Genomic DNA, 24,080 nt, shown 5'->3' with positions numbered 1-24,080 from the left:
GACCGGTCGAGCGGAAAAGCCAAGAGACCGCGTGTTGACGCCCTTTGCCCCCGGCGCTATCCCATTGGGTGTCGGCGGCATTGGCTGGCGACGGAGCGAGGAGGATGGACCATGCAGCACACCCGCGAGAATTTCGACTGGTCCGACCCTTTCCGGCTCGTCGAGCAATTCACCGACGAGGAGCGCATGGTGCTCGATACCGCCCACTCCTACGCGCAGGACAGGCTCAGCCCACGTGTGCTGGAAGCATTCCGCCACGAGAAGACCGATCCCACCATCTTCCGCGAAATGGGCGAACTGGGGCTGCTCGGCCCGACGATCACGCCGGAATATGGCGGCGCCGGCCTCGGCTACGTCGCATACGGCCTGATTGCCCGCGAGGTCGAGCGCGTCGATAGCGGCTACCGCTCGATGATGAGCGTGCAGTCTTCGCTGGTCATGGTGCCGATCGACGCCTTCGGCTCGCAGGCGCAGAAGCAGAAATACCTGCCCAAGCTTGCCACCGGCGAGTGGATCGGCTGCTTTGGCCTCACCGAGCCGAACCACGGCTCGGACCCGGGCTCGATGGCGGCGCGCGCCCGGAAGGTCGAGGGCGGCTACAGCCTCTCCGGCGCCAAGACCTGGATCTCGAACGCGCCGATCGCCGATGTCTTCGTCGTCTGGGCGAAAACCGAGGATGGCGTGATCCGCGGCTTCATCCTGGAGAAGGGATGGAAGGGCCTGACGGCACCCGCCATTCACGGTAAGATCGGTTTGCGCGCCTCGATAACAGGTGAAGTGGTGATGGACGGCGTCTTCGTGCCCGAGGAGAACCTGCTACCAAATGTTTCCGGCCTGAAGGGCCCGTTTACATGCCTGAACTCGGCCCGCTTCGGTATCGCCTGGGGCGCGCTGGGGGCTGCCGAAGACTGCTATGCCAGAGCGCGACAGTACACGCTCGACCGCAAGCAGTTCGACCGGCCGCTGGCGGCCAACCAGTTGATCCAGAAGAAACTGGCCGACATGGCAACCGAAATCGCGCTGGGACTGCAGGGCTGCCTGCGGCTCGGCCGCATGAAGGAAGACGGCCATCCGCCGGTAGAACTGACCTCGATCGTCAAGCGCAACTCCTGTGGCAAGGCGCTCGAGATCGCCAGGCTGGCCCGCGACATGCTTGGCGGCAACGGCATCTCCGATGAATTCGGCGTGGCGCGTCACCTCGTCAATCTCGAGGTGGTCAACACCTATGAGGGCACGCATGACATCCATGCCCTGATCCTCGGGCGCGCCATAACAGGGATCGCGGCTTTTTCGAATTGAGCCGTTATCACCACCGGCCAATTTGCAACCCGGCTAGCAATGTGCAAGCCTTCCTTGATCGCCAAACGATCCTGCGGCTGCGAATGGGGATCGAACGGGGCGAAACCCAAGGCCTCATGAAAGTCACCGCCGATGCTGCGACGAGGCAGATCCTCGGCACCGCTATTCCTGGAACAGAAGGTGACGAGGCCATTCACGGCCTCATCAACGCGATCAATGCCGAGACACCCTTTGACGCGCTGGAATGGTCCGTGCCGATCCACCCGACGGTGTCGGAATTGATCCCGACATTGCTCCGCGACCTGAAGGCTGTATAGCTTGCGCAACTGCAACAGACGACCAAAGCCTGAAGGTGTCAGCCGTGTCCATCGAACATCTGATCGAACATTATGGCCTGCTTGCGATTTTTCTGGGCACCGCGTTCGAAGGTGAAACGGCAGCCTTTCTCGGCGGCGTGATCTCGCACCGCGGACTTTTGCCCTACTGGTCCGCATCGCTGGTCGCATCTGCAGGCTCTTTCGCCGGCGATCAGATGTGGTTTTTTGCCGGACGCTACGCTGCGCGTTGGCGCACGGTGCGACGCCTGATGGAAACGCCTGCCCTGACGCGGGTGACGACGCTTCTCGAGCGCTACCCCACGGGCTTCATTTTCGCATTCCGGTTTCTGGTCGGACTGCGCACGATCAGCCCGATCGTGATCGGCACGACGCGCATATCGACTGCGAAATTCGTATTGCTGAACGCGATTGCCGCGGTCGTCTGGGGACAACTTTTCACGGCGCTCGGCTATCTTTTCGGCCATGGCATCGAGCAGATGATGGGCCGGCTACCGCTCCATCATCACCTGTTTTTGGCGCTTGGAGCCGCGGCCGTCATTGCCGGCGCGGCCCTCGCCTATCGCAAGATGAAGCCTCGCTTCAGCCAGTCTTAGCCTGAGGCGAGGTGTTGTCGGCTATTCCATCACGATCTGCAGCTTGACATCGCTCGGTCGCGCTTCGACCGCGCGATCGAAAGCCTTGATCGATTCATCGAAGGCGAACGTCTCCGAGATCAGCGGCTTGAGATCGACGCGGCCGGAAGCGAGCAGGGCGATCGAGCGCTCATATTGATGGGCGTAGCGAAACACCGTTTCGATACGGATCTCCTTCGTCGACGCTGTCGAGACATCGAAGCCGATCGGATTGACCGGCAGACCGACAGCAACGACCACGCCGCCCGGGCGAGGCAATTCCATGATCGTCTCCCAGGCCTTCGCTGAACCGGAGCATTCGAAGATGACATCGGCGCCCCATCCATCCGTCAACCGCGACACTTCTTCGACAAGGTTCTTCTCGCGGATATTGACCGGGATCACACCCTGATACTGGGCCGCGATATCGAGCTTCGGCTGGGCGAGATCGGCGACGATCGCGCGGGCGCAACCGCCGGCAAGCGCTGCAATCGCCACCATCGTGCCGATCGGGCCGGCTCCAAGCACCACGGCCGTATCGCCAGGCGCGATCTTCGCTTTTGTTGCGGCCTGCATGCCGACCGCAAAAGGCTCGACCATCGCGCCTTCGGCAAAGCTGACATGATCAGGCAGCTTGAATGTGTAGTTGGCGGGATGGACGACTTCAGCTGTCAGGACGCCGTGAACTGGCGGGGTGGCCCAAAAGCTGACGGAAGGATCGACATTGTACATGCCGAGCCGGCTCGCCTTGGAGTTCGGATCGGGAATGCCCGGCTCCATGCAAACCCGATCGCCGACCTTCAGATGCGTGACGCCGGCGCCGATCTCGACCACCGTGCCCGCAGCCTCATGGCCGAGCACCATAGGCTCATTGACGATAAAGGGGCCGATCTTGCCATGAGTATAATAGTGGACATCAGATCCGCAGACACCGACCGTGTGGATCTTGATCTTGACCTGCCCCGGCCCGGTTTCCATCGGTAGATCGATATCGCGGATCGCGAGTTCATGCTGGCGCTCGAGCACCAGTGCGCGGACTTTCGTCATCGTGAGTCTCCTTCCCTCTGCCTCCCCGCGCCCCGAGTCGAGTGCGGCGTTGGCGGGACTATAGGACCGGAAGCCTGCCCAATTCAATTCCATTGCGAAGGCTTTTGCTCATGCGATAACGGAATGCTCAGGCAGCAGTTCTGCAATGTGTCAGCCCGGCATTTCCGGCCGCTTCTCGCAACATCGTCCACCTGATCCTCAAACGGTAAGCCGGGCTCAAGACAAGTACATTCATTTCAAAACAACACACGAAATGGCAGTTCATTCCAGAAGTGCCGCATGGAACAGAAACAATCTTCGTTTCATTATACGACCAACTTGGTAGTGTTTGGACAACAAACGAAGGAGGTCCCCATGCACGCACAACGGATTACCCGGCTCTTAGCGGCCGCGGTTCTGGCAGGCAGTTTCGCCATCGGCGCTGTCGCACCAGTTTTCGCCGACCAGACGCTTCTCAACGTCTCCTATGATCCGACACGGGAACTTTACAAGGATTTCAACGCCGCCTTCGCGCAGAAATGGCAAAAGGACACCGGTGAGACGGTGACGATCCAGGCATCGCATGGTGGCTCGGGTGCGCAGGCGCGGTCTGTTATCGATGGCCTTGATGCCGACGTCGTGACTTTGGCGCTTGAGGGCGACATCGATGCGATTGCCAAGAAGACCGGCAAGATCCCCGCCGACTGGAAGACCAAATTCCCCAACAATTCGACGCCTTACACATCCACGATCGTCTTCCTCGTCCGCAAGGGCAACCCCAAGGGCATCAAGGATTGGGGCGATCTAGTAAAGGACGACATTCAGGTCATCACCCCGAACCCGAAGACGTCGGGTGGCGCGCGCTGGAACTTTCTCGCTGCCTGGGCATGGGCAAAGCAGGCCAATGGCGGCGATGAAGCAAAGGCCCAGGCCTATGTCTCCGCGCTGCTTCAGCATGTTCCCGTTCTCGACACCGGTGCGCGCGGCGCAACAACCACCTTCGTTCAGCGTGGCCTCGGAGATGTTCTGCTCGCATGGGAAAACGAAGCCTATCTGTCGCTCGAAGAGCTCGGCCCCGATCAGTTCGAGATCGTGACGCCTAGCTTCTCGATCCGTGCCGATCCGCCGGTTGCCATCGTCGATGGCAATGTCGACAAGAAGGGCACCCGCAAGGTCGCGGAAGCCTATCTCAACTACCTCTATTCCGACGAAGGACAGAAGATCGCCGCCAAGCACTTCTACCGTCCCACCAAGCCGGAAGCTGCCGATCCGGCTGATATCGCCCGCTTCCCCAAGCTGACGCTTGCCACCATCGACGACTTCGGTGGCTGGAAGGAGGCGCAGCCGAAATTCTTCGGGGACGGCGGCGTATTTGACCAAATCTACAAGCCGGCCCAATAATAAGTCGCATGAGAGCACATAGCCCCACGCGGTGGCGGTTCAGGCGGCCGAGCGTCATTCCAGGATTTGGAATGGCGCTCGGCTTTACCTTGATCTGGCTTACCCTCCTGATCCTCATCCCTCTTTCGGGCCTTGCCTGGCGCTCGAGCGAACTCGGCTGGGCAAAATTCTGGTCGATCGCCATCGATCCACGCACGCTCAATGCGCTGCGCATCAGTTTCGGCACCGCCTTTGCGGCGGCCTGCGTCAATGTTGTCTTCGGCATTGTGCTGGCCTGGGTGCTGGTGCGTTACCGCTTTCCGGGCAAGCGGATCATCGACGCCATGGTCGACCTGCCCTTCGCATTGCCGACCGCCGTTGCCGGCATCGCGCTGGCAACGCTTTACGCGCCGAACGGCTGGATCGGGCAATTCCTGACGCCGCTCGGCATCAAGATCGCCTTCACGCCCGTCGGCATCGTCGTGGCGCTGGTCTTCGTCGGCCTGCCCTTCGTCGTGCGCACCGTCCAGCCCGTGATGGAAGAGATCGACAAGGAAGTGGAGGAAGCAGCGGCCACCCTCGGTGCCAATCGTTTCCAGACGATCTGGCGCGTTCTGCTGCCGGGCCTGGCACCTGCCGTTCTCACCGGGTTCGCGCTCGCCTTCGCCCGTGGCGTCGGCGAGTACGGATCGGTCATCTTCATCGCCGGCAACCTGCCGTTCAAATCGGAGATCGCCCCTCTGCTGATCGTCATCAAGCTCGAAGAGTATAATTATGCAGCGGCAACCGGCATCGCCGCCGTCATGCTGATCCTTTCTTTCGCCATGCTGCTGGTGATCAACCTCATCCAGAGCTGGAGCAGACGGAGGTACGGCAATGGCGCCTGATATCAACACCCCCACGGCCAAGGTTCGTTCCGTCACCACCGAACATCGGTGGGCGCGCTGGACGCTGATCGGCATCTCGATGGTGTTCCTGACCCTCATCCTGATGCTGCCGCTGGCGGCCGTGTTCGTCGAGGCCTTCCGCAAGGGCGCAGGCGCTTTTTTCACAGCGTTGCAGGATGCCGAAACATTTTCGGCGATCCGTCTGACGTTGATCGTCGCCGGCGTCAGCGTGCCGTTGAACGTGGTTTTCGGCCTTGCCGCCGCCTGGGCGATTGCCAAGTTCGAGTTCAAGGGCAAGGCTTTGCTGACCACCCTGATCGACCTGCCCTTCTCGGTCTCGCCGGTTATCTCCGGCCTGGTCTTCATCCTGCTGCTTGGTGCCAACACCTATCTCGGCCAGTGGCTGAGCGCCCATGACATCAAGATCCTGTTTGCGGCGCCGGGGCTGATCCTGGCGACGATGTTCGTGACCTTCCCTTTCGTTGCCCGCGAACTGATCCCGCTGATGCAGGAACAGGGGACGGGCGACGAAGAGGCAGCGATTTCGCTTGGCGCCAGCGGTTGGCAGACCTTCTGGTATGTGACCCTGCCGAACATCAAATGGGGCCTGCTCTACGGCGTGCTGCTTTGCAACGCCCGCGCCATGGGTGAATTCGGCGCCGTCTCGGTCGTATCGGGCCATATTCGTGGCCAGACCAACACCATGCCGCTGCAGGTGGAAATTCTCTACAACGAGTATAACTTCACCGGGGCTTTCGCCGTTGCCACGCTGCTGGCCCTGCTGGCGCTTGTCACCCTTGTTTTGAAGACCTTGCTGGAACTGCGATACAGCGACGAAATAGCCGCGAGCCGGCGGCACTGAGGAATTAGAATGGAAGTTCGTGTTCAAAACCTACGCAAGGAATTCGATCGGTTTCCGGCTCTGCATGACGTGTCGCTCGACATTCATTCCGGCGAACTGATCGCGCTGCTCGGCCCGTCCGGCTCCGGCAAGACCACCTTGCTGCGCCTGATCGCCGGCTTGGAAAGCCCGACCGATGGCTTGATCTATTTCGGTGACGAGGACGCCTCGAAAAAGAGCGTGCAGGAGCGCAACATCGGCTTCGTATTCCAGCACTACGCGCTTTTCCGGCATATGACCGTGCTCGACAATGTCGCATTCGGGCTCAAGGTGCGCCATTCGGCGCGCCGGCCGCCGCGGGACGAAATCCGCAGAAGGGCGCTGGAACTGCTCGACCTCGTACAGCTTCCGGGCCTTGAAAAACGCTATCCCGCGCAACTCTCCGGCGGCCAGCGCCAGCGAGTGGCGCTTGCCCGCGCCATGGCGGTGGAGCCGAACGTGCTGCTTCTCGATGAGCCTTTCGGCGCACTCGACGCGCAGGTGCGAAAGGATCTGCGCAAATGGCTGCGGGAGATCCACGACAGGACCGGTCACACCACGGTCTTCGTGACCCACGACCAAGACGAAGCAATGGAACTCGCCGACCGCGTGGTCGTCATGAGCCAGGGTGCAATTGAGCAGGTCGGCACGCCTGACGAGGTCTACGATCATCCGAATTCACCTTTCGTGTTCGGCTTCGTCGGCCAGTCGAACTGTCTGAAAGTAAAAATTTCCGGCGGTGATATCTGGTTCGAGGATCGCTCGCTCGGCCTCAAGGCAGAGGGCGAGCCGGACGGAGAGGCGAGCCTTTACTTCCGCCCGCACGACATCGAAATTCGCGACGGCGGAGAGGACTGTATCGCCGGGCTTTTGACCAGCAGCCGGCGTGTTGCCGGAACGCGTCATGTCGAGATCGATATTGGCAAGGGCCATCCACCGATCGAACTGGAGCTGCCGCCGGCAGCCGCCGGTAGCCTCGACCGCAGCAAAATTGTGTTCCGCCCGACGCGCTGGAAATTGTTCAGGCCCGCCTGAGCCTGTCCGGGCAGTTATCCTGATGCTTCCAATAGAGGGGACGGCGGTGAGCCGTCCTCTTGGCGTTTCTGCATCACGCAAAAAAGATCGCCAATGAACCTTTGGCGTCAAATCGACACAAAAATCGCGTCGCTGACCACTACCGTTCCCGCTGACGTCAAGCTCCGCTTTACGATTGAGCGTTATGGGTGATTGGGCCAACCGATGCGTGTGCCGAGCGCGGCCTGAAAGCTGATCGAATTGAAAGACCTGACCATGACAAGCCTTGCCTCCGACCTCGACATTTTTGATCTGTCGCCGATTGCAATGTGGATTGAGGATTTCAGCGGGGTTCAGGCACAATTCAAGCTTTGGCGACAGGCAGGGATTACCGATATCCGGGCTTTTCTGGAGGAAGATCTCAGCCGGGTCGCCGCCTGCTCACAGAGCATCCGGATCTTGCGGGTCAACCAGAAGACACTCGACCTCTTTGAAGCCGACAGCCAGGACCACCTGACGGCCAATCTTTCCAACGTCTTTCGCGACGAGATGCTGGAGAGCCATGTGAATGAACTTGAAGCCCTGTGGGAGGGCAAGATGGAATTCAGTGGCAGCGCGGTGAACTATACGCTGTCAGGCCGGCGGCTCGATATTCAACTGCGTGGCGCGGTTTTGCCCGGCTACGAGGAGACGCTCGGCAGACTGCTTCTGACGACCGAGGACGTCAGCGCCCGCGAGGCGGGGCGACGCAGAGAGCAGGAAAACCGGCTCTATGCGGAAGGAATATTCGAGCATTCACCCGTGTCCCTCTGGATCGAGGATTTCAGCCGCATCAAGGCTCTGATCGAGGACGTCCGCAATCGCGGCATCGTCGATTTTCGGGTGTTTACAGACGTGCATCCGGAATTCGTCACCCAGTGCATGAGCGAGATCAGCGTTATCGAGGTCAACAAGGCGACGCTAGATCTTTTCGGCGCACCGGATCGAAGCACGCTGCTGCAGCGCATCGGAGATATCTTCCGCGACGACATGGAAAAGACCTTCCGAGAGCAACTCATCGAGCTCTGGAACGGTAATCTGTTTCACCAGCGTGAGGTGGTCAACTATGCGCTCGATGGCTCGGAGCGCCATGTTCTCTTGCAATTCTCGATCTTTCCCGGGCACGAGAGGGACTGGTCGCGGGCCCAGATTGCGCTGACCGACATCACTGCCCGAAAGAAGGCCGAAGCCTATCTTGAATATCTCGGCAAGCACGATGTCCTGACCAAGCTGCACAACCGCGCCTTCTACATGGACGAACTGAACCGCCTACAACGCAAATCTCTGCGGCCCGTGTCAGCCCTCGTTATCGACCTCGACGGGCTGAAAGAGGCCAATGACCAGCTCGGTCACGATGCCGGCGACGCCCTCTTGCGCCGGCTCGGCGAAGTGCTGAACGGCGCGATCTCGGTGCCGAACCATGCGGCCCGCATCGGCGGCGACGAGTTTGCGGTGCTGATGCCGGGCGCCGACCGGCAGGCTGCCCTGACGCTGCTCGAAACCATCCACGAACTTTTGAAGATCAACAATCAGTTCTACTCGAATGCCCCGCTCGGCATCTCGGTGGGCTTGGCGACAAGCGAGCCCGGCGAGACGATGGAAGCCATGGTACGGCGAGCCGATTTGGCAATGTACGAGCAGAAGCGGGCGCACCACGCCAACCGCAAAGCTGCGACGGCAATCGCGCTCGCCTGATCAGGCCTTGCCGTATGTCGTCGCTACTGGCGCGGCTTGTCGGCAAAATGCTGCAGCGCAAATTCTGCGGCGCGCTGGTTCGAACGGCGGGCATCGTCGAGCCAGAAGGGGAACAACTGCCATTGATGGATCATCCCCGGCAGCACCTCGGTCGTCACATCGACGCCGGCCTCTCGCGCCTTGTCCGCAAATCGCAACGTGTCGTCGAGTGCGATCTCCCGTGAGCCGACCTGCAACAGCAACGGCGGCAACCCTTTCATATCAGCATAAAGCGGCGACACTTTCGGGTCCACAGCCGAGCGATCGCCGAGATAAGCCTTGCGGGCGGCTTCGATCTGCAGGGCATTGCCAAAGGGATCACTGGCCGCATTCGCCTTGATCGACGCCCCTGTCGCCGCAAGATCGGTGATCGGGCTTATCGCGATAACGGCTGCGGGAACGGGGCCTTTCAATCGGATCTGCCGCAGCGTCGCTTCGATCGCCAGATTGCCGCCGGCAGAATCGCCGAGGACAACGATGTTGCCGCTCTCATAGCCGGAATCGAGCAGCCATAGGTAAGCAGTCAGGGTATCGTCGATCTGCGAGGGATAGGGGTATTCCGGCGCCAGCCGATAGTCGATCAGCAGCACGTCGGCAGAGGCCGCCTTTGCAAAGGACGCCGCTGATGCCCGGTGCGTATCCAGCGAGCCACTGTAAAATCCGCCGCCGTGAACATAGAGGACAGCGCGCTTGCCGATCGGATAATGAACGCGCGCCGGCCAGATCAACTCCGCATCGACGCCGCCCGCATCCACCTGTCTGATCTGCACCCGGGATGGCCCCGGTGTCTTGAGCATCAGCTTCTCGAAAGCCTCGCGCCGCTCTGCCAGCGTGCTCGCCTTCGAGTAGTGCTCACCCCATTTGTCCAGAAGCTCTTCGACTTGCGCCTTCGATCCCTCGGTCTGGGCGGGCTGCTCGGCCGCAGAAAGGGGTGCAGACAGACAGAGAAACGACAGAGCCACGGCTGTTGCGGCAGGCAATGCGGCCCCGGCCATTTCCGTCACTGCCGGTCTTAGTCGGCCGATTGCCTTCTCAAAACGCCACGCGCTTCGCATCTCAGCTGTCTCCGTGCAGGGCTGCGATCCATATTGGAGCAGAACCTCTCATGACTGAAAGCTGTGTCAAGGCGCAGCACAGGTCTATGGTAAACCCCGTGCGCCGCAAGACGGGACGATCGCACCGTCATCGACAACGAACCGAACAGCGCCATCGCGTCAGACGGGTCCGGCTGCGCTTGCCAAGTTGACGAAAGCCTTGATCGGCAGATGGTCGGAGGCGACACGGGAGAGCGGCGTGTCATGCGCTTCGACCGTCGTGACGACCCCCTTGCGGTTTGCCATGATCCGGTCCAGCGCCAGCACCGGAAGCCGGGCGGGAAAGCTCGGCACGGCAAGCGGCTGCGGGCCGAAGATCGATTGGAACGAATGAAGCGACGAGCGGTCGCCGAGGCGCCACTCGTTCAAGTCGCCAAGCAGGATCGTCGGGGTATCGGACTTGTCGGCCATCAGTTCGAGAAGCACTTTCGCCTGCTGCGCGCGCGAATGCCGGAGAAGTCCGAAATGCGCGGCAATGATGCGCAACGCGCCGCCCTGCTCCAGATCGAGTTCCGCAACCAACGCGCCCCTGGGCTCCAGCCCAGGAAGCTTGATCTGGTGGACATCGCGCACCAGCCCTTTTTTGAACAGCACGACATTGCCATGCCAGCCATGGGCTTTCGCCATGCCGTTGATCGGAACAGGAAGCAAACCCGTATCCCGCTCCAGACGCGCCAGATCGAGGATCCCCGTCCGCTCGCCAAAACGCGTGTCCGCCTCCTGAAGGGCGATCACATCGGCATCGATTTCATGAATCACCCGGCTGGTGCGCTCGGGATCGAAGCGCCGGTCGTTGCCGACGCATTTATGGACGTTATAGGAGGCGATCAGCGTGCCTTCGGGACGCATCGATTGCCCGGCATGGGCCGCATCTCCGCCTTTCCTGCGGTTCCTGAGGGACGCGAGGATGCTTGATGGCAGGCTGTCTTTTCTGGCATGCATTGCTGTTTTCCAGCGCTCCGTTGACCGGGTGGTCTTCTGGTTGAGTATAGGCACTCCGCGCAAACTTGCCATGTCGCACACGGCAAAAAGCGCTCAGAGGTAAGGCGACCCCAGCCAAAGTATCTTGTTCAGCAGCCTGACGGCGAAGGGCTTGGCGCGCAGACCCTGCAACGTGACCGGTGACGCCGACCTGATCGCCTCGTCGACATGCTCTTCGATTTCGGTGGCGAAGCCTTCATTCAACACCTCAAGATCGATTTCGAAGTTCAGCCTCAGGGATCGCGGATCGAGATTGGATGACCCGACATACGACCAGACGCCATCGATCGACAGAAGTTTCGAATGGCTGAAGGCGCCGCTATGGCGCCAGATGCGGCAGTAGTTGCTGACGATCTGGTCGAACTGAGCTGTCATCGCCCGATCGACGAGCACGAGGTTGTTGGCAGCCGGCACGACGATATCGACTTCGACGCCGCGGCGCGCCGCCGTCGCCAGCGCACTGATCAGTTCCCGATCCGGCAGAAAATAGGGAGACATGATCTTGATCGACCTGCGGGCAACGGAGAATGCCCCCATCAGCATCTTGTGGTTGGTCTCCACTCGCCTGTCGGGACCGGAGGCCACCACCCGCATGAAGACCGGATCACCCGGCTCCCGCTCCGGCGGTGCAATGCGCCATTCGTCGCCGGTCAACGCTTCACCAGTGGTAAAGCGCCAGTCTTCCGCTGCGATATCGAAGAGATCGGCAACGACAGGGCCGGTGACCATGAAATGCGTGTCGCGCGCGAAGTCCTCGCCGGCGATCTCACGGGTGAACCCCGCCCTGATGTTCATGCCACCGGTCAGCGCCACCCTGCCATCGATGATGACGATCTTTCGGTGGGTGCGCAGATTGGCATAAGGCAGGCGCAGGCCGATGATGACGTTGCCGTTGAATACCGAAACAGTGACGCCGCCGTCTTGCAGATAGCCGAGAATGCTCGGCACCGAATAGCGCGCGCCGACCGCATCGATCAGCACGCGCACCTGCACCCCGCGCTTCGTCGCGGCAATCAACGCATCGGCCATTCTCAGGCCGATCGGGTCGCGATCGAAGATGTAGGTCTCGAGCAGCACGCTGCGCTCTGCGCTGTCGATCGAGGCTTTCATCGCGGCATAGCAGTCATCGCCGGTTTCAAGCATGTCGATCGTGTTGCCGGTCGAGATCGGACTGCGCGCCACTCTGTCACCCAGTGTCTGGAGGGCAGCAAAGCGCCGCCCGAATCCGCTTATGACGAGATCTGCGTCGGCATCGAAACTCTCGAGTTCATCGAGGTCTGCCTGAGGCATCAACGCATCGCGCCGCAGGCTGAGCGAGGCACGCCTGATGCGGTTGATACCGGCGATGGCATAAAGCAGCGCACCAATGATCGGTGATAGAACGATCACACCGACCCAGCCTATGGCGGCGCGCACCTCTTCCTTCGTCATCGTCGCGTGTATGGCCGCGGCTGCCCCCATGAGCAACGAAACGACAAACAGGATATGCGGCCAATAGGTCGATATGAGATAAAACATCCCACGAAGATATAGCGGCAATCCAGCGTTGTTCAATCATAGTCTCGGCCAGCAATGTCGCTTCCATCAGGCCGGCGTCGCCCCCAGTGACAATACAGTCAAGACGACAATACTGCTGGAAGCAAAACACGCGATCTGCCCGTATTTTGAGCATTGAACGGCCGCATGTCGAAACATCATGCTGCAGCGCCACATATATTTTTGCAGCGTGTCAGAAATTACTTGAAACAATGCGATTCCTCTGGAACTCTCCTATCAGTATCGCGTTGAACGATGGCATCACTGCACTGGAGATCGGCGATGACGGAAACGCAGAAAGAGTGGATTGAGAAGCGCGCCTACGCGCTTTGGGAGCAGGAAGGCCGCCCGGCCGGGCGGGACCATGCACATTGGGAACAGGCGATGAAAGAGCGCACGGCGCTCGAAGGTACCGCTGCCTCCGCGGATGGCAAGGAAGTAAAAAGCAAGGCGAAACGTCCCGCCCCTGCTGCCAAGACCAATGGTGTTGCCAAGGCCGCTCCGAAGAAGGCAACGGCCAGGAAATCCGCCTGATCGCTTCCGCGATGAATTGCTTCGAATGGGCGCCTTTCTGGCGCCCTCTGTCGTTTCAGTCATACGCCTGAATCAAATCAATCGTACGGTATGAAAGCCGTCGGAAATGTTCAATCCGCGGTGCATCGGTGGTTTTCCGAAAAACACGGCGATGCGGGCTTTCGATGGAACAAAAATGACCTTGAAAGGTTTTGTTGAAAACTGGGAGAATGGTCATGAACCGCAGCTATTTCGACGTAATTCTCGTTTCGCTCATCGTGGCAAGTTGCTACCTGTTCATCGCTCCCGTGTGAGATGTCATGCCAACCCTGGCCATTGCTGTAACTGCTTATCTGGCACTGGCGATGTTGCTGGTCATAGTCGTCGATAATCTCGTTGGCCTGTTGTTCCGAAACAAGCCTTTGCTGATCGTCGCGCGACGATCGGCATTCGGCCGGATTGTTGCCGTTTCCCGCAGATATAATCGCAAATAGCGGCGATGGTTGGGACCATATATCAGCCGGATATCAGCCGGGCATTTCAGTTCGAAACTCTCGTCCATTGATTGCCGGATAGAGAGGCGACAAACGCGAAATTTCCAACTACGAATAGCCGTAGCGGCGTCTGCACGACAAGCCAACGGGCCGGGCGCTTCGGAGGAGGCGCATATGGCTTATCAACTTTACTATTGGAACGGCATCCAGGGACGAGGCGAGTTTGTGCGCCTGGCGCTGGAAGAGGCCGGCGCCGAATATGTCGATGTGACAAGACAAGAGGGAATTGGCATGGGCACCAGTGCCATGTTTCAATTCATGGAAAGCGGTTCTGAAGCGCCGATCCCGTTCGCTCCGCCGTTTCTCAAGGACGGCAATCTCCTCATCTCACATGTTGCCAACATTCTGTTCTATCTCGGCCCCAGGCTTGGGCTCGCACCCACCGACGAAGGACTGCGATACCCGGCAAACGGACTGCAACTGACGATCACAGATTTCGTCTGCGAGGTGCACGATACGCATCACCCGATCTCGACTGCGCGGTACTATGAGGATCAGAAGGCCGAAGCGAAGGCCCGCTCTGCGGCTTTCATCGGCGATCGCATTCCAAAATACCTCGGATATTTCGAGCGCATCCTGCAGCAAAATCCGAACGGCCCTGAGCATATCGTCGGCGCGGAGCTATCCTACGTCGATCTCTCGCTGTTCCAGGTGATCGAGGGGCTGAACTATGCCTTTCCGACCGCGATGAATGGCTATGCCGACCGCTACAGCGGCTTGGCTGCCTTGCACCAGCGCGTGCGAATGCGCCCCAAAATTGCCGCCTATCTGTCCTCGCCTCGCCGTCTTGCCTTCAACGAAGACGGCATCTTCCGGCATTATCCGGAACTCGATCTGGCTGGCTAGACACCCGATCCGTTGCCGGCTTGAACCGGGCATCTGAAATTCACCATTCCAACATCCGGAGACCCCGCTGCCATGGCACATCTCGCACAATCGCTTGCCTCCATCAAAATCCCCGACTTGGCCGGCAAGGCCGTGCTGATCACCGGCGCATCGACCGGCATCGGGGCGGCGCTCGCCCGCGCCTTTGCAGCGCAGGAGATGAAAGTCGGCATCCATTACAATTCGAGCCGCGAACAGGCCGAGGCGCTTGCCGACGAGATCAAGGCCGCGGGCGGGATCGTGCATCTGATCCATGGCGACGTGTCGCGGGAGGGCGAGACGGAGCGCGTGGTTGAAGAGACCGCGAAGACATTTGGCCACCTCGATGGCCTGGTAAACAATGCCGGCGGCATGCTGGGGCGCAAACCGACCTCGGAATACACGGACGAGCACTACGAGAAGGTGATGAATCTCAACGCCCGCTCGGTGCTGGCCGCGACCCGCGCCGCCCACCCATGGCTGAAGAAGCAGGGGGGCTTTATCATCAACACAACCTCGATCGCCGCCAGAAACGGCGGCGGAGGCGGCGCTGTTCTCTATGCGGCCTCCAAAGGGTTCGTATCGACGATCACCCGCGGCCAGGCCAAGGAATTCGTGCCAGACCGCATCCGTGTCAACGCGGTCGCGCCCGGCGTCATCGCCACCCCGTTCCACGAGCGCTACACCAATGACGAACAGATGGAGATGCAGCGAAAGTCGATTCCGATGGGCTTCGTCGGCACGCCTGAAGATTGCGTCGGCGCCTATCTCTTTCTCGCATCGCCGACGCTGTCCGGCTACGTCACCGGCCAGATCATCGAGGTCAATGGCGGGCAGTTGATGCCCTGACGTCGAAGCGATCGGCGTGATCTTCTGCGCCGATCCTTGGAACTTTTGCACTGCAACAACGTTTTCTGCATGGTCATCAACCACGCGGGGGCGCTCCATGAGCTTTTCATTTTCGGAACTCGATTTTCTCAAACCTGAACTCGGCGCCGAATATACCGGTCAAGGAACGCATTTTGCAGTCTTCTCCGCCCATGCCGAGCAGATGGAACTTTGTCTGTTCTCGCCCGACGGCAAGGAAGAAATCGCCCGCATGGCTCTTCCGAAGCGCGAAGGCGACATCTGGTCCGGTTATATTGCCGGCGTCGGCCCCGGCACGGTCTATGGTTATCGCGCCCACGGCCCTTACGATCCGAAAGCAGGACACCGCTTCAACCCGAACAAGCTGCTGCTCGACCCCTACGCCAAGCAGGTTCTTGGCGAGCTGAAATGGGATGATGCGCTCTACGGTTACAGGATCGGTGCCGACGATGGCGATCTTTCCTTCGACGAGCGCGACAGCGCGCCCTACATGACCAAGGGCATCGTGCAGGACCCCGACTTCGACTGGGATGGCGACCAGGCGATCCGCCGCACCTGGACGGACACGATCATCTACGAAGCGCATGTGCGCGGCATGACCATGACCCATCCCGACGTGCCCGAGAACCTGCGCGGAACCTTTCTCGGCATGTGCAGCGAGCCGATCATCGATCATCTGACCAAGCTCGGCATTTCGGCGATCGAGTTGCTGCCGATCCAGCATTTCCCCAATGACCGCTATCTCCTTGAAAAGGACCTCACCAACTACTGGGGCTACCAGACACTCGGCTTCTTCGCGCCGCAACCGCGGTACCTGTCCGGCAACAAGATCACCGAGTTCAAGACGATGGTGAAGGCGTTCCACGCTGCCGGCATCGAAGTGATCATGGACGTGGTCTACAATCACACTGCCGAGGGAAGCGAGCGCGGACCGACACTTTCCTTCCGCGGCCTCGACAATGCCAGCTACTACATCCTTTCACCTGACGACCCGCGCCATACATTCGATACCACGGGCACCGGAAACACGCTGAACGTCGCTCACCCGATGGTGATGCGCATGGTGCTCGACAGCCTGCGCTACTGGGTCGGCGTCATGCACGTTGATGGCTTCCGTTTCGACCTGGCAAGCACGCTGGGGCGCCAGGATCTTGATTTCGAGCGGCAGGGCACTTTCTTCGGCGCTATCCGGCAGGACCCGATCCTGTCGGGCGTGAAGCTGATCGCCGAGCCGTGGGACGTTGGCGAAGGCGGCTACCAGGTTGGCGGCTTCCCGCATCCGTTCCGCGAATGGAACGACAAGTTCCGCGACGACACAAGACGCTTCTGGAAGGGCGATGGGGGAATGGCGCCCGACATTGCCTCGCGCCTCACCGGTTCGCAGTTGCAGTTCAACCATTCCGACCGCGCCGCCACCTCCTCCGTCAATCTCCTTTCCGCCCATGACGGCTTCACGCTGATGGACACCGTATCCTTCAACGACAAGCACAATGAGGCCAATGGCGAGGATAACCGCGACGGACATTCGGACAACCACTCCGACAATATGGGTGCCGAGGGGGCGACCGAGGATGCCGGCATCCAGGATGCCCGGGCGCGCCGCCGCCGCAACATGATGGCGACCCTGCTTCTCAGCCAGGGCATTCCGATGATCGTTGCCGGCGACGAAGTGGGCAACAGTCAGGGTGGCAACAACAATGCCTATTGCCAGGACAACGAGATCGGCTGGGTTGATTGGTCGGGGCTCGACGGTCCCTTCCTGACCTTCTGCCAGAAGATGATTGGCCTTCGCAAGGACCACCCGGAACTTCGCCAGGAGCGCTTCCTGACAGGTGCCGTGAGCGACGACGGTCGCACCGAGATTGCCTGGTTCAAGACGGACGGCACAGGGATGGAAGAAGAGGACTGGAGCGATCCTGAATTGCGCCTGCTCGGCGTCTACCTCTCCTATAGTGCCAACACCCCGGATGCCGAAAGGGCCGCCGGGCTGTTCATCGTGCTGAATGCCGGCGGCGACTGCGAGGTCAGCCTGCCTGAGGTGAACGACATCAGCCAGTGGCAACGCGTGCTCGAGACCGGTGCCGATGACCCGTTCGCGCCGCTCGATGCGAAGGAACCACTTACGGTCTCTCGCGAAAGTGTCGCTGTTTTCGTTCCGAAAAACAGCTAAGGCAGGGCCGAAACGCCAAGACGGATCGAGCGACCATCCGGTCGGCGCGAAAGGACTGTCGTACCGATCGGATCCTGCTGCCAGGCGCGTTGGCTAAGGCGACACGTCGGCTCTCGGTCTGTCAACTTCACGATCTTCGTCTCCCTCATCGATCACGGCCATTGCCTCGGCAAGGGCGGCACGCACGCGCGCCCGCTCGGTGGGGTCCAGTTGGCCGAGGTCCAGATGCAGGTCGAGGCCGGAGAAATGCTCGCTCATCACCCGGATCGCATGGTCTTCGCCAAGCAGAAGGCCATTGACGGCGTAAGGCACGATCTCCCGCTGGATGCCCTTCATGGTGATTGGCGGAAGTGGCGTGGCATCGACGATATCCTTCACCAGCGCATAGGTTTCATAGCTGATGACGATCTTGCCGCCCTCGGCGATCGATTGCAGGCGGGCCGCCAGATTGGCCTCGGCGCCGATGATCGTGTAATCCATGCGGTCGTTGCTGCCGAAATTGCCGACGTTGCAGTAGCCGCTGTTGATGCCCATGCGGACGACGAAGGGCTCTTCGGTGCCGTCGCTGCGCCACTTGGCTTTCAGTTCACCGAGACGCCGCTGCATGTCGATCGCCATCTGCAGACACGCCTTGGCGTCTTCCGCCGCCCCATTGGTTTCGGGATCACCGAAAAAGACAAGCACCGCGTCGCCAATAAACTTGTCGAGCGTGCCACCATGTTTCAGCGCAATGTCGGACATCTCGGTCAGATATTCGTTGAGCATTTCCGTAAGTGCTTCCGGCTGCAGCCGCTCGGTGGTGGCAGTGAAATCCTTGATGTCGGAAAAGAAGATCGTCAGCCGCTTTCGCTCGGTATGAACGACGACATCCTTCTGGCCACTGAAAATCCCCTTGTAGATCTGCGGCGACAGATATCGCGAGATCTTCATCGAGACGCTGGCGAGGAACTCGTTGGCCGCTTCCAGATCGTGATTAAAGCCCTGGATCAGCGCCGCCTGGCGCTGCTGCAGGATAATCAGCGCGATCCCGAGACCGGCAAAACAGAGCAAATAGAGCAGCAGATATTTGAAGGCGAAGACGTTGCTGGCAAAAGGCTGCCGGATGATGACCTCCTGGATGCCGCGGACATCGCCAACCTTCCAATCGGTCTTCGGGCTTTCCGGATGGGTATTATGGCAGGCAACGCAGGCCTGCCCCATCAGCACGGGCGTCACCAGCCGGAAGGTGTTGGTGAAACCGCTGCGGCTGATATCGCTCAGCGTCTGCCTCGGATCGGACCGCAGGGCAACGAGCGATGCGGCTTCGAACCGGTCCAGATCATGCGGCGCCCGCTTCTTGAACGGCAGGTCGGAGACAAAGCGGTAGGTGATGTTTGCCTGCTGCTGCTTGATGACATCGCCCAATTCCAGCGATAGCGTCGCCGGGATCGGGATGGCGCCGGGAATGCTGGCATATTGGTGCGTGACGGCGGTGCCTTTGTCGATGCCGGCGGCATGTGCGGCAAGGATCCGGCCGACGACATTGGTGGCATAATAGGAACGAATGCTTGTGATCAGCGAGCTCATATCCTGTGCCTGCCGCTGCAGTGCGCCCTGCGACAGACTGCTCACGTCCATCCACACAGCGAGTGGCAGCCCCGCCAGCATTGCGATCACCATACATGTGATGAAATAGCCATTCTTTCTCGCCACCGAGCCATGATCAGCATCACTTGCCACACGCCACCTCGTTTTCAATGCGGATCGGCCGGCGCGCTATATGGCTCAGACCTTGCGAAATTCGATGCGATAAATCACTTCTTCGCCGGTGGCCGGATCGACACCCGGAGCGCCATTGATGACGAGTTTGTCGCCGTCGATGGAAAATGGCCTGATCAGATCGGTGATGCCCCAGGCAGGGTTCCAGCTGGCATCCACATGGTGCACGACGCGTCCGTTCTCGAATGTGTACGATCCTGCATAGGCCAGCATCGTATCGAACAGAGCAATCTTCTCCGCATCCGTTGGCAGCGCTGCGTGTGGCGCCGGCCGCTGCCGATTGACGACCACAGCCATCATCCGGCCATCCGGCTGGTAGGACAGGTAGCCGACAGGATCGACGCCCATGGCATCGGTGATGACGCCGGATGCGACAGCCTTGCGCGTCCAGGAGACCATGCGCCAGGTTCCATGCAATGCGACTGCATTTCCCATCAGCGTGCTCGTTATTCTACGTATGAGGAAACGATAACACACGCGGCCGCGTCGAGCCAGCCGACACCAATTGCCGCTTGCGACCGGCGGTCCATTGTCGCTTTGCTGCCGCAGGCGACCATTTGCAAACTTGACGAGGCCGTTGATCGTCGGGCTTCATGGCAGGACATGATTGAAGGACCCGAAGACATTTCTCTGTTTCGGCAGCGAGAAGGAGGAATGTGCACAGAGGAGAGTTGCAATGCAGTTTGCCCGCATCAACGACGTCACAATCCACTACCAGCTGATCGGCGGCCCCGCCGACAAGCCCGTGATTGTCTTCGCCAATGCACTGGGCACCGATTTTCGTATCTGGCGCGACGTGATTGTCAGGCTGGCAGGTGATTACGCCATCGTGCTCTACGACAAGCGTGGCCACGGCCTGTCCGATGTCGGCCAGGTGCCATACTCGATCGAAGATCATGCGTCGGATCTTGTCGGCTTGCTCGATCTGCTGGCCGTGAAGAGTGCGTTCATCTGTGGCCTCTCGGCCGGCGGACTGGTCGCGCAGGCGCTCTATCAATGTCGCCCGGACCTCGTCCAGGGCCTCATTCTCTGCGATACCGCCCACAAGATCGGCACGCAGGACAGTTGGAACACCCGCATCGAGGCTGTCAAAAAGTCGGGGCTTGGCAGCATCGCCGATCGGGTGATGGAGCTCTGGTTCACGCCGACGTTCAGGCGTCCGGAAAATACGGCCTATGACGGCTACCGCAACATGCTGGTCCGCCAGCCGATGGAGGGATATATCGCAACCTGCGAAGCCGTTCGCGATGCGGACTACACACAGGCGGCATCGAAGATCGCTGTTCCAACCATATGCATCGTCGGGGATCAGGACGGGTCAACGCCGCCGGATCTGGTGAAATCCATGGCACGGCTTATTCCCGATGCCCACTACGAGGTCATTCCGGATGCCGGCCATATACCCTGCGTCGAGCAGCCCGAGGCGCTGACTTCCGTCATACGTGCATTCCTTGACGACGCCTTACGTGGCGCAAGCCGTACCTGAATGCTACACCGCCCGTTCGCGCGTGCCGATTGGTTGCTCCGCTGCAGATCTTCCACTTTAGTAGAACGCCGCGGCATTTGCTTTTGATCGACCGAATCCCCATCTATTTTTAAAGGAAAACAGGTTTTGGAACCCAAACCAGCCAACAGTTCGCTGCTATTTACCGAAATCCAACCATAATCAGTTGCTTTCCGCGGCAAAACCCGGTTGCTTAAGAAATTCTCCCGCTTCCGTTGATAGTGGTAGGATCGGTACTTAGGACACAGACAGCTGATGAAAGTCCACGATTAGCGTCAGGTGCAAACTATGATTACGCTAGCGCGGTGGGGTCGGACCATTTTGAAAAAGCGATGAGCAAAGATCTCTTTCAAGTAAAGTTCTGGGGCGTTCGCGGCAGTATTCCGGTCTCCGGCCCTGAGTTCGATCGCTATGGTGGAAACACCTCCTGCATCGAGATCCGCTGTGGCGAACACCGAATGATCTTCGACGCAGGCTCCGGCGCGCGTGAGGCTGGGCTCTGCATGCTCAACGACCAGGTCACAGACGTCGATCTGTTCTTCACCCACTGCCACTACGACCACATCATCGGGCTGCCATTCTTCAAGGCCATCTACTATCCATCGATCGACCTGCGCATCTGGTCCGGCCATCTCGATGGCAAGATGACCACCCGCGAGATGATCGAACAGTTCATCAGCCCGCCGTGGTTCCCTGTCAAAACCGATATCTGCCAGGCCACGATGAGCTTTCGTGATTTTCGTGCCGGGCAGATTTTGGAGCCGCATCCCGGCATCAAGATCAAGACGTTCATGCTCAACCATCCGGGCGGGGCAATCGGCTACCGCATCGAATATGAAGGGCGCTCGATCGCGCTTGTCTACGACATCGAACACATTCCAGGCACCTACGATCCTGTGGCGCTGGAAATGATGAAGGATGTCGATCTCGCGGTTTACGACTGTACGTATAACGAAGACGAGATGCAGCGCTTCAAGGGCTTTGGCCACTCAACCTGGCAGCATGGCATCGAACTGGCAAAGATCGCTGGCACAAAGCAGTTTGCACTGTTCCATCACGCCCCTTCGCGCACAGACACACAGCTGGAAGCGATGGAAAAAGAGGCGCAGGCCGCCTTCCCAGGCTCTTTTGCAGCGCGCGACAATCAGGTTCTCGACCTCTAGCCGCTGAGCAGCTCTGCAGCCGATGTCCAGACAACGGCCGGGTGGCTGTGCGTCTGGTCGAGAAGCCCGGACAAGAAATCCCAGGCGGTCGCATCATGCACGAGATGGTGGGTCAAGATGCCGATGGGTTCGGCGTGATCTTCGAAGCGAGCCTGCAGTTCCCGCACCAATTCGGCAACCAGTTCGGCATGTGGCCTGCCTCCGCGCGTCCCATGCCAGTTCATGACATCGACATGGGTATTGAGCAGCGCAATCGGGCTGTCGGTCCTGGCACGGCCATAGACGGACAGGGCATTCAGACCTAGGGCGGACAATAGAGGAAGCAGTGCCTTGTTGATCCTGTTCCATGGCGGCACCAGCATCGACACGAGCTGCTGGCTGTACAATCGCTGCAAGATACCCATCCCGTCCCGCAGTTCGCCGAGCACCAGCTCTGGCGGGCGGTGAGCGCCGAGCTCCTGCTTCTTCTCGTCATCGCCAGCGTGATTTGTGTGTGCCCAGCCATGCAGAGCCACAAGCACGTGCGGCGCGCTTGCCAGCCGCGCGGCCAGCGCTTCGCCTGTCGATGCCGGGATAACGGCAAGCGTCAGCGGCACGCCGGCCTTGCCTGTCAGGTCGAGCAGCCTGTCCAGCGGCGCTGTCGGCTCTACCGCGTCGTCGTCGCGAAGCCAGAACCGGGCAGTCCTGCCCGCAGCCTGCCACCGGTCCAGCTCCGCCCGCAGCGGCACCCATGTCTCGTCGACCGTCATGTCTCTGCTCCCGTGTATCTGTGTAAAATCTCATCCAGTGCCTTCGCCGCAATCGTCAATGACCTTTCGGTCAACACGAACCGAGATGCCTCCTCACCCATCGCGGCGCGTCTTTCCGGCTCGTCGAGCAACACGGCAATCGCTGCAGCATAGGCAGCAACATCGCCATCCGGCGTCAGAAACCCGGTGATGCCAGCCTGCACCACCTCCGGCACACCTGCCGTGTCTTGTGCCACGACAGGAAGGCCTGCGGCCTGCGCTTCGAGGTAGGCAAGGCCATAGGCCTCGCCGCAGCCCGGCCACGCGTAGAGACCTGCAGCGCCCAGTTCCTGCACGATATCGGCAGCGCCGCGCTCACCGCGCCACTCGATTCTGCCAGGCTCGAACGCGGCGAAAAGTTGCGTGACCTCATCGCGCACCGGCCCGTCGCCAACGATCGCCAGTGTCCAGCTTTTATGCCTGATGGCGGCAAGCGCCGCCGCAAGCATCGCGTAGCTCCGCATCTTGTCGCCGCTGCGCATCATCGCAACCGTGACCAGCCTCGTTGGCTCCGGCGTTGCACGCAGGGTCTCAAACGCAGTCGTATCGATAAACGGGACAAGCGAGACGATCCGCGCCTGCGGGATCGCACGCTCCAGACCCTGTCGGTCGCGGCGGGTGAAGGCGATGTTGACAGCCGCATCTTTCACCAGTGCACCGACCTGCGCTTGGTAAGGCGCCCAATCGGTTTGATCCCGCTTCGGAGAATAGGACGCTTCGGCAGTGATGTAGGGTATGCCGAATTCCGCACACAGTGCCGGACCGAACGGATCGACCGACTTGTAATAGGGGTGATAGCAAAACCAGAGATCGGGCCTAGCCCCATGTGTCCAGTCGGTCCGCAGCCGCTGCAATTCAGCCTCGGCTTTGATCTGCACGTCGGCGGCTATGTCCGGCGCTGCAGCAAAGCTGCGAAACTCCGAGACGACCTCGACCTTATGTCCCGACATTTCAAGCGCGCGGACAAGCAGCCGTGCCATCAGGCGATCGCCTGAGGGCACCGGATGGTTGGGTGATTTTAGCGGGGCGTAGAATGCTATGCGCATGACTGCTGACGCACCGAAACGCGCTGTTCACAAC

22 protein-coding genes and 1 pseudogene are annotated in these 24,080 nt (G+C 60.1%); 15 read left to right on the top strand and 8 right to left on the bottom strand.

Annotated features, from left to right (window positions below):
• Positions 1–111 precede the first annotated feature (111 nt).
• The 3 genes and pseudogenes from GVL52_RS10375 (at position 112) to GVL52_RS10365 (ending at position 2,230) form a co-directional block, all read left to right on the top strand.
• Positions 112–1,299 carry an acyl-CoA dehydrogenase gene (locus GVL52_RS10375; protein WP_160006512.1) on the top strand — a complete coding sequence of 396 codons (1,188 nt, stop codon included), beginning with the start codon at positions 112–114 and terminating at the stop codon, positions 1,297–1,299.
• Positions 1,300–1,391: 92 nt separating this feature from the next.
• Positions 1,392–1,616, top strand: a pseudogene (locus GVL52_RS10370) (pyruvate/2-oxoglutarate dehydrogenase complex dihydrolipoamide dehydrogenase); the annotation flags it as partial.
• A gap of 44 nt (positions 1,617–1,660) precedes the next feature.
• A complete protein-coding gene (locus GVL52_RS10365; RefSeq protein ID WP_160006510.1) occupies positions 1,661–2,230 on the top strand; it encodes a DedA family protein in 570 nt (189 codons plus the stop codon).
• Between the two features lie 21 nt (positions 2,231–2,251).
• On the opposite strand, the gene GVL52_RS10360 is transcribed toward GVL52_RS10365, so the two are convergent.
• A complete protein-coding gene (locus GVL52_RS10360; RefSeq protein WP_160006508.1) occupies positions 2,252–3,295 on the bottom strand; it encodes an NAD(P)-dependent alcohol dehydrogenase in 1,044 nt (347 codons plus the stop codon).
• A 354-nt stretch (positions 3,296–3,649) separates the two neighbouring features.
• Between GVL52_RS10360 and GVL52_RS10355 the strand changes: the two genes are divergently transcribed.
• From GVL52_RS10355 to GVL52_RS10335, 5 genes are all read left to right on the top strand, one after another.
• Complete coding sequence (locus GVL52_RS10355) at positions 3,650–4,675, top strand: sulfate ABC transporter substrate-binding protein (protein WP_160006506.1); 1,026 nt, start codon at positions 3,650–3,652, stop codon at positions 4,673–4,675.
• A gap of 8 nt (positions 4,676–4,683) precedes the next feature.
• Entirely contained in the window at positions 4,684–5,541 is an 858-nt protein-coding gene (gene cysT, locus GVL52_RS10350) for a sulfate ABC transporter permease subunit CysT (protein WP_160006504.1), read from the top strand.
• Positions 5,531–6,403, top strand: coding sequence for a sulfate ABC transporter permease subunit CysW (cysW, locus tag GVL52_RS10345; RefSeq protein WP_160006502.1), 873 nt, complete (start codon positions 5,531–5,533; stop codon positions 6,401–6,403). The genes cysT and cysW overlap by 11 nt, the downstream gene beginning before the upstream one ends.
• Positions 6,404–6,412: 9 nt before the next feature.
• A complete protein-coding gene (locus tag GVL52_RS10340) occupies positions 6,413–7,456 on the top strand; it encodes a sulfate/molybdate ABC transporter ATP-binding protein (protein WP_160006500.1) in 1,044 nt (347 codons plus the stop codon).
• 255 nt (positions 7,457–7,711) lie between these two features.
• On the top strand, positions 7,712–9,169 hold the full coding sequence (locus tag GVL52_RS10335) for a sensor domain-containing diguanylate cyclase (RefSeq protein WP_160006498.1): 1,458 nt from the start codon (positions 7,712–7,714) through the stop codon (positions 9,167–9,169).
• Between the two features lie 23 nt (positions 9,170–9,192).
• Here the strand turns inward: GVL52_RS10335 and GVL52_RS10330 are convergent, their stop codons facing one another.
• The 3 genes from GVL52_RS10330 to GVL52_RS10320 all read right to left on the bottom strand — a co-directional run bounded on the left by GVL52_RS10330 (position 9,193) and on the right by GVL52_RS10320 (position 12,801).
• On the bottom strand, positions 9,193–10,164 hold the full coding sequence (locus GVL52_RS10330; RefSeq protein WP_244619147.1) for an alpha/beta hydrolase: 972 nt from the start codon (positions 10,162–10,164) through the stop codon (positions 9,193–9,195).
• 258 nt (positions 10,165–10,422) lie between these two features.
• Positions 10,423–11,244, bottom strand: coding sequence for an endonuclease/exonuclease/phosphatase family protein (locus tag GVL52_RS10325; RefSeq protein ID WP_160006496.1), 822 nt, complete (start codon positions 11,242–11,244; stop codon positions 10,423–10,425).
• A 93-nt stretch (positions 11,245–11,337) separates the two neighbouring features.
• A complete protein-coding gene (locus tag GVL52_RS10320) occupies positions 11,338–12,801 on the bottom strand; it encodes a phospholipase D-like domain-containing protein (protein ID WP_160006494.1) in 1,464 nt (487 codons plus the stop codon).
• 300 nt (positions 12,802–13,101) lie between these two features.
• On the opposite strand from GVL52_RS10320, the gene GVL52_RS10315 reads away from it, so the two are divergent.
• The 5 genes from GVL52_RS10315 to glgX all read left to right on the top strand — a co-directional run bounded on the left by GVL52_RS10315 (position 13,102) and on the right by glgX (position 17,787).
• Entirely contained in the window at positions 13,102–13,353 is a 252-nt protein-coding gene (locus GVL52_RS10315; protein ID WP_160006492.1) for a DUF2934 domain-containing protein, read from the top strand.
• A 299-nt stretch (positions 13,354–13,652) separates the two neighbouring features.
• Positions 13,653–13,826, top strand: a complete 174-nt coding sequence (locus tag GVL52_RS10310) for a hypothetical protein (RefSeq protein WP_160006490.1) — start codon at positions 13,653–13,655, stop codon at positions 13,824–13,826.
• Between the two features lie 174 nt (positions 13,827–14,000).
• Positions 14,001–14,732, top strand: a complete 732-nt coding sequence (locus tag GVL52_RS10305) for a glutathione S-transferase (RefSeq protein WP_160006488.1) — start codon at positions 14,001–14,003, stop codon at positions 14,730–14,732.
• A gap of 72 nt (positions 14,733–14,804) precedes the next feature.
• Complete coding sequence (locus tag GVL52_RS10300) at positions 14,805–15,599, top strand: SDR family NAD(P)-dependent oxidoreductase (protein ID WP_160006486.1); 795 nt, start codon at positions 14,805–14,807, stop codon at positions 15,597–15,599.
• A 97-nt stretch (positions 15,600–15,696) separates the two neighbouring features.
• The gene (glgX, locus tag GVL52_RS10295) at positions 15,697–17,787 is read left to right on the top strand and encodes a glycogen debranching protein GlgX (protein ID WP_160006484.1); all 2,091 of its coding nucleotides are present in this window, start codon (positions 15,697–15,699) and stop codon (positions 17,785–17,787) included.
• 93 nt (positions 17,788–17,880) lie between these two features.
• Here glgX and GVL52_RS10290 read toward each other — a convergent pair whose 3' ends face one another.
• Together GVL52_RS10290 and GVL52_RS10285 are read right to left on the bottom strand one after the other, a co-directional pair.
• Positions 17,881–19,434: an adenylate/guanylate cyclase domain-containing protein gene (locus GVL52_RS10290; RefSeq protein ID WP_244619140.1), complete on the bottom strand. Its 1,554-nt coding sequence runs from the start codon at positions 19,432–19,434 to the stop codon at positions 17,881–17,883.
• 117 nt (positions 19,435–19,551) lie between these two features.
• The gene (locus tag GVL52_RS10285; RefSeq protein ID WP_160006480.1) at positions 19,552–19,980 is read right to left on the bottom strand and encodes a lipocalin-like domain-containing protein; all 429 of its coding nucleotides are present in this window, start codon (positions 19,978–19,980) and stop codon (positions 19,552–19,554) included.
• A gap of 241 nt (positions 19,981–20,221) precedes the next feature.
• On the opposite strand from GVL52_RS10285, the gene pcaD reads away from it, so the two are divergent.
• Both pcaD and GVL52_RS10275 read left to right on the top strand, forming a co-directional pair.
• Entirely contained in the window at positions 20,222–21,031 is an 810-nt protein-coding gene (gene pcaD, locus GVL52_RS10280; protein ID WP_160006478.1) for a 3-oxoadipate enol-lactonase, read from the top strand.
• A 350-nt stretch (positions 21,032–21,381) separates the two neighbouring features.
• Complete coding sequence (locus GVL52_RS10275; RefSeq protein WP_160006476.1) at positions 21,382–22,212, top strand: MBL fold metallo-hydrolase; 831 nt, start codon at positions 21,382–21,384, stop codon at positions 22,210–22,212.
• Here the strand turns inward: GVL52_RS10275 and GVL52_RS10270 are convergent.
• Together GVL52_RS10270 and GVL52_RS10265 are read right to left on the bottom strand one after the other, a co-directional pair.
• Complete coding sequence (locus GVL52_RS10270) at positions 22,209–22,961, bottom strand: polysaccharide deacetylase family protein (RefSeq protein WP_160006474.1); 753 nt, start codon at positions 22,959–22,961, stop codon at positions 22,209–22,211. The two genes, GVL52_RS10275 and GVL52_RS10270, sit on opposite strands and share 4 nt — an antisense overlap.
• Positions 22,958–24,046, bottom strand: coding sequence for a glycosyltransferase family 4 protein (locus tag GVL52_RS10265; protein WP_160006472.1), 1,089 nt, complete (start codon positions 24,044–24,046; stop codon positions 22,958–22,960). Before GVL52_RS10265 ends, GVL52_RS10270 begins: the two co-directional genes overlap by 4 nt.
• Positions 24,047–24,080 lie beyond the last annotated feature (34 nt).

Origin of the sequence: Rhizobium sp. 18055 (assembly GCF_902706285.1) — a bacterium.
In the GTDB taxonomy this organism is placed as follows: domain Bacteria; phylum Pseudomonadota; class Alphaproteobacteria; order Rhizobiales; family Rhizobiaceae; genus Rhizobium.
Note: the sequence above shows the minus strand (reverse complement) of the source record. Positions and strands in the feature narration are given on the sequence as shown.

What these genes read in the sequence shown, in the direction of transcription:
- GVL52_RS10375 (WP_160006512.1), top strand. Translation starts at nt 112, where the DNA reads ATGCAGCACACCCGCGAGAATTTCGACTGGTCCGACCCTTTCCGGCTC.
- GVL52_RS10360 (WP_160006508.1), bottom strand. Translation starts at nt 3,295, where the DNA reads ATGACGAAAGTCCGCGCACTGGTGCTCGAGCGCCAGCATGAACTCGCG.
- GVL52_RS10355 (WP_160006506.1), top strand. Translation starts at nt 3,650, where the DNA reads ATGCACGCACAACGGATTACCCGGCTCTTAGCGGCCGCGGTTCTGGCA.
- cysT (WP_160006504.1), top strand. Translation starts at nt 4,684, where the DNA reads ATGAGAGCACATAGCCCCACGCGGTGGCGGTTCAGGCGGCCGAGCGTC.
- cysW (WP_160006502.1), top strand. Translation starts at nt 5,531, where the DNA reads ATGGCGCCTGATATCAACACCCCCACGGCCAAGGTTCGTTCCGTCACC.
- GVL52_RS10340 (WP_160006500.1), top strand. Translation starts at nt 6,413, where the DNA reads ATGGAAGTTCGTGTTCAAAACCTACGCAAGGAATTCGATCGGTTTCCG.
- GVL52_RS10335 (WP_160006498.1), top strand. Translation starts at nt 7,712, where the DNA reads ATGACAAGCCTTGCCTCCGACCTCGACATTTTTGATCTGTCGCCGATT.
- GVL52_RS10325 (WP_160006496.1), bottom strand. Translation starts at nt 11,244, where the DNA reads ATGCATGCCAGAAAAGACAGCCTGCCATCAAGCATCCTCGCGTCCCTC.
- GVL52_RS10320 (WP_160006494.1), bottom strand. Translation starts at nt 12,801, where the DNA reads ATGTTTTATCTCATATCGACCTATTGGCCGCATATCCTGTTTGTCGTT.
- GVL52_RS10315 (WP_160006492.1), top strand. Translation starts at nt 13,102, where the DNA reads ATGACGGAAACGCAGAAAGAGTGGATTGAGAAGCGCGCCTACGCGCTT.
- GVL52_RS10310 (WP_160006490.1), top strand. Translation starts at nt 13,653, where the DNA reads ATGCCAACCCTGGCCATTGCTGTAACTGCTTATCTGGCACTGGCGATG.
- GVL52_RS10305 (WP_160006488.1), top strand. Translation starts at nt 14,001, where the DNA reads ATGGCTTATCAACTTTACTATTGGAACGGCATCCAGGGACGAGGCGAG.
- GVL52_RS10300 (WP_160006486.1), top strand. Translation starts at nt 14,805, where the DNA reads ATGGCACATCTCGCACAATCGCTTGCCTCCATCAAAATCCCCGACTTG.
- glgX (WP_160006484.1), top strand. Translation starts at nt 15,697, where the DNA reads ATGAGCTTTTCATTTTCGGAACTCGATTTTCTCAAACCTGAACTCGGC.
- GVL52_RS10290 (WP_244619140.1), bottom strand. Translation starts at nt 19,434, where the DNA reads ATGCTGGCGGGGCTGCCACTCGCTGTGTGGATGGACGTGAGCAGTCTG.
- GVL52_RS10285 (WP_160006480.1), bottom strand. Translation starts at nt 19,980, where the DNA reads ATGGGAAATGCAGTCGCATTGCATGGAACCTGGCGCATGGTCTCCTGG.
- pcaD (WP_160006478.1), top strand. Translation starts at nt 20,222, where the DNA reads ATGCAGTTTGCCCGCATCAACGACGTCACAATCCACTACCAGCTGATC.
- GVL52_RS10275 (WP_160006476.1), top strand. Translation starts at nt 21,382, where the DNA reads ATGAGCAAAGATCTCTTTCAAGTAAAGTTCTGGGGCGTTCGCGGCAGT.
- GVL52_RS10270 (WP_160006474.1), bottom strand. Translation starts at nt 22,961, where the DNA reads ATGACGGTCGACGAGACATGGGTGCCGCTGCGGGCGGAGCTGGACCGG.
- GVL52_RS10265 (WP_160006472.1), bottom strand. Translation starts at nt 24,046, where the DNA reads ATGCGCATAGCATTCTACGCCCCGCTAAAATCACCCAACCATCCGGTG.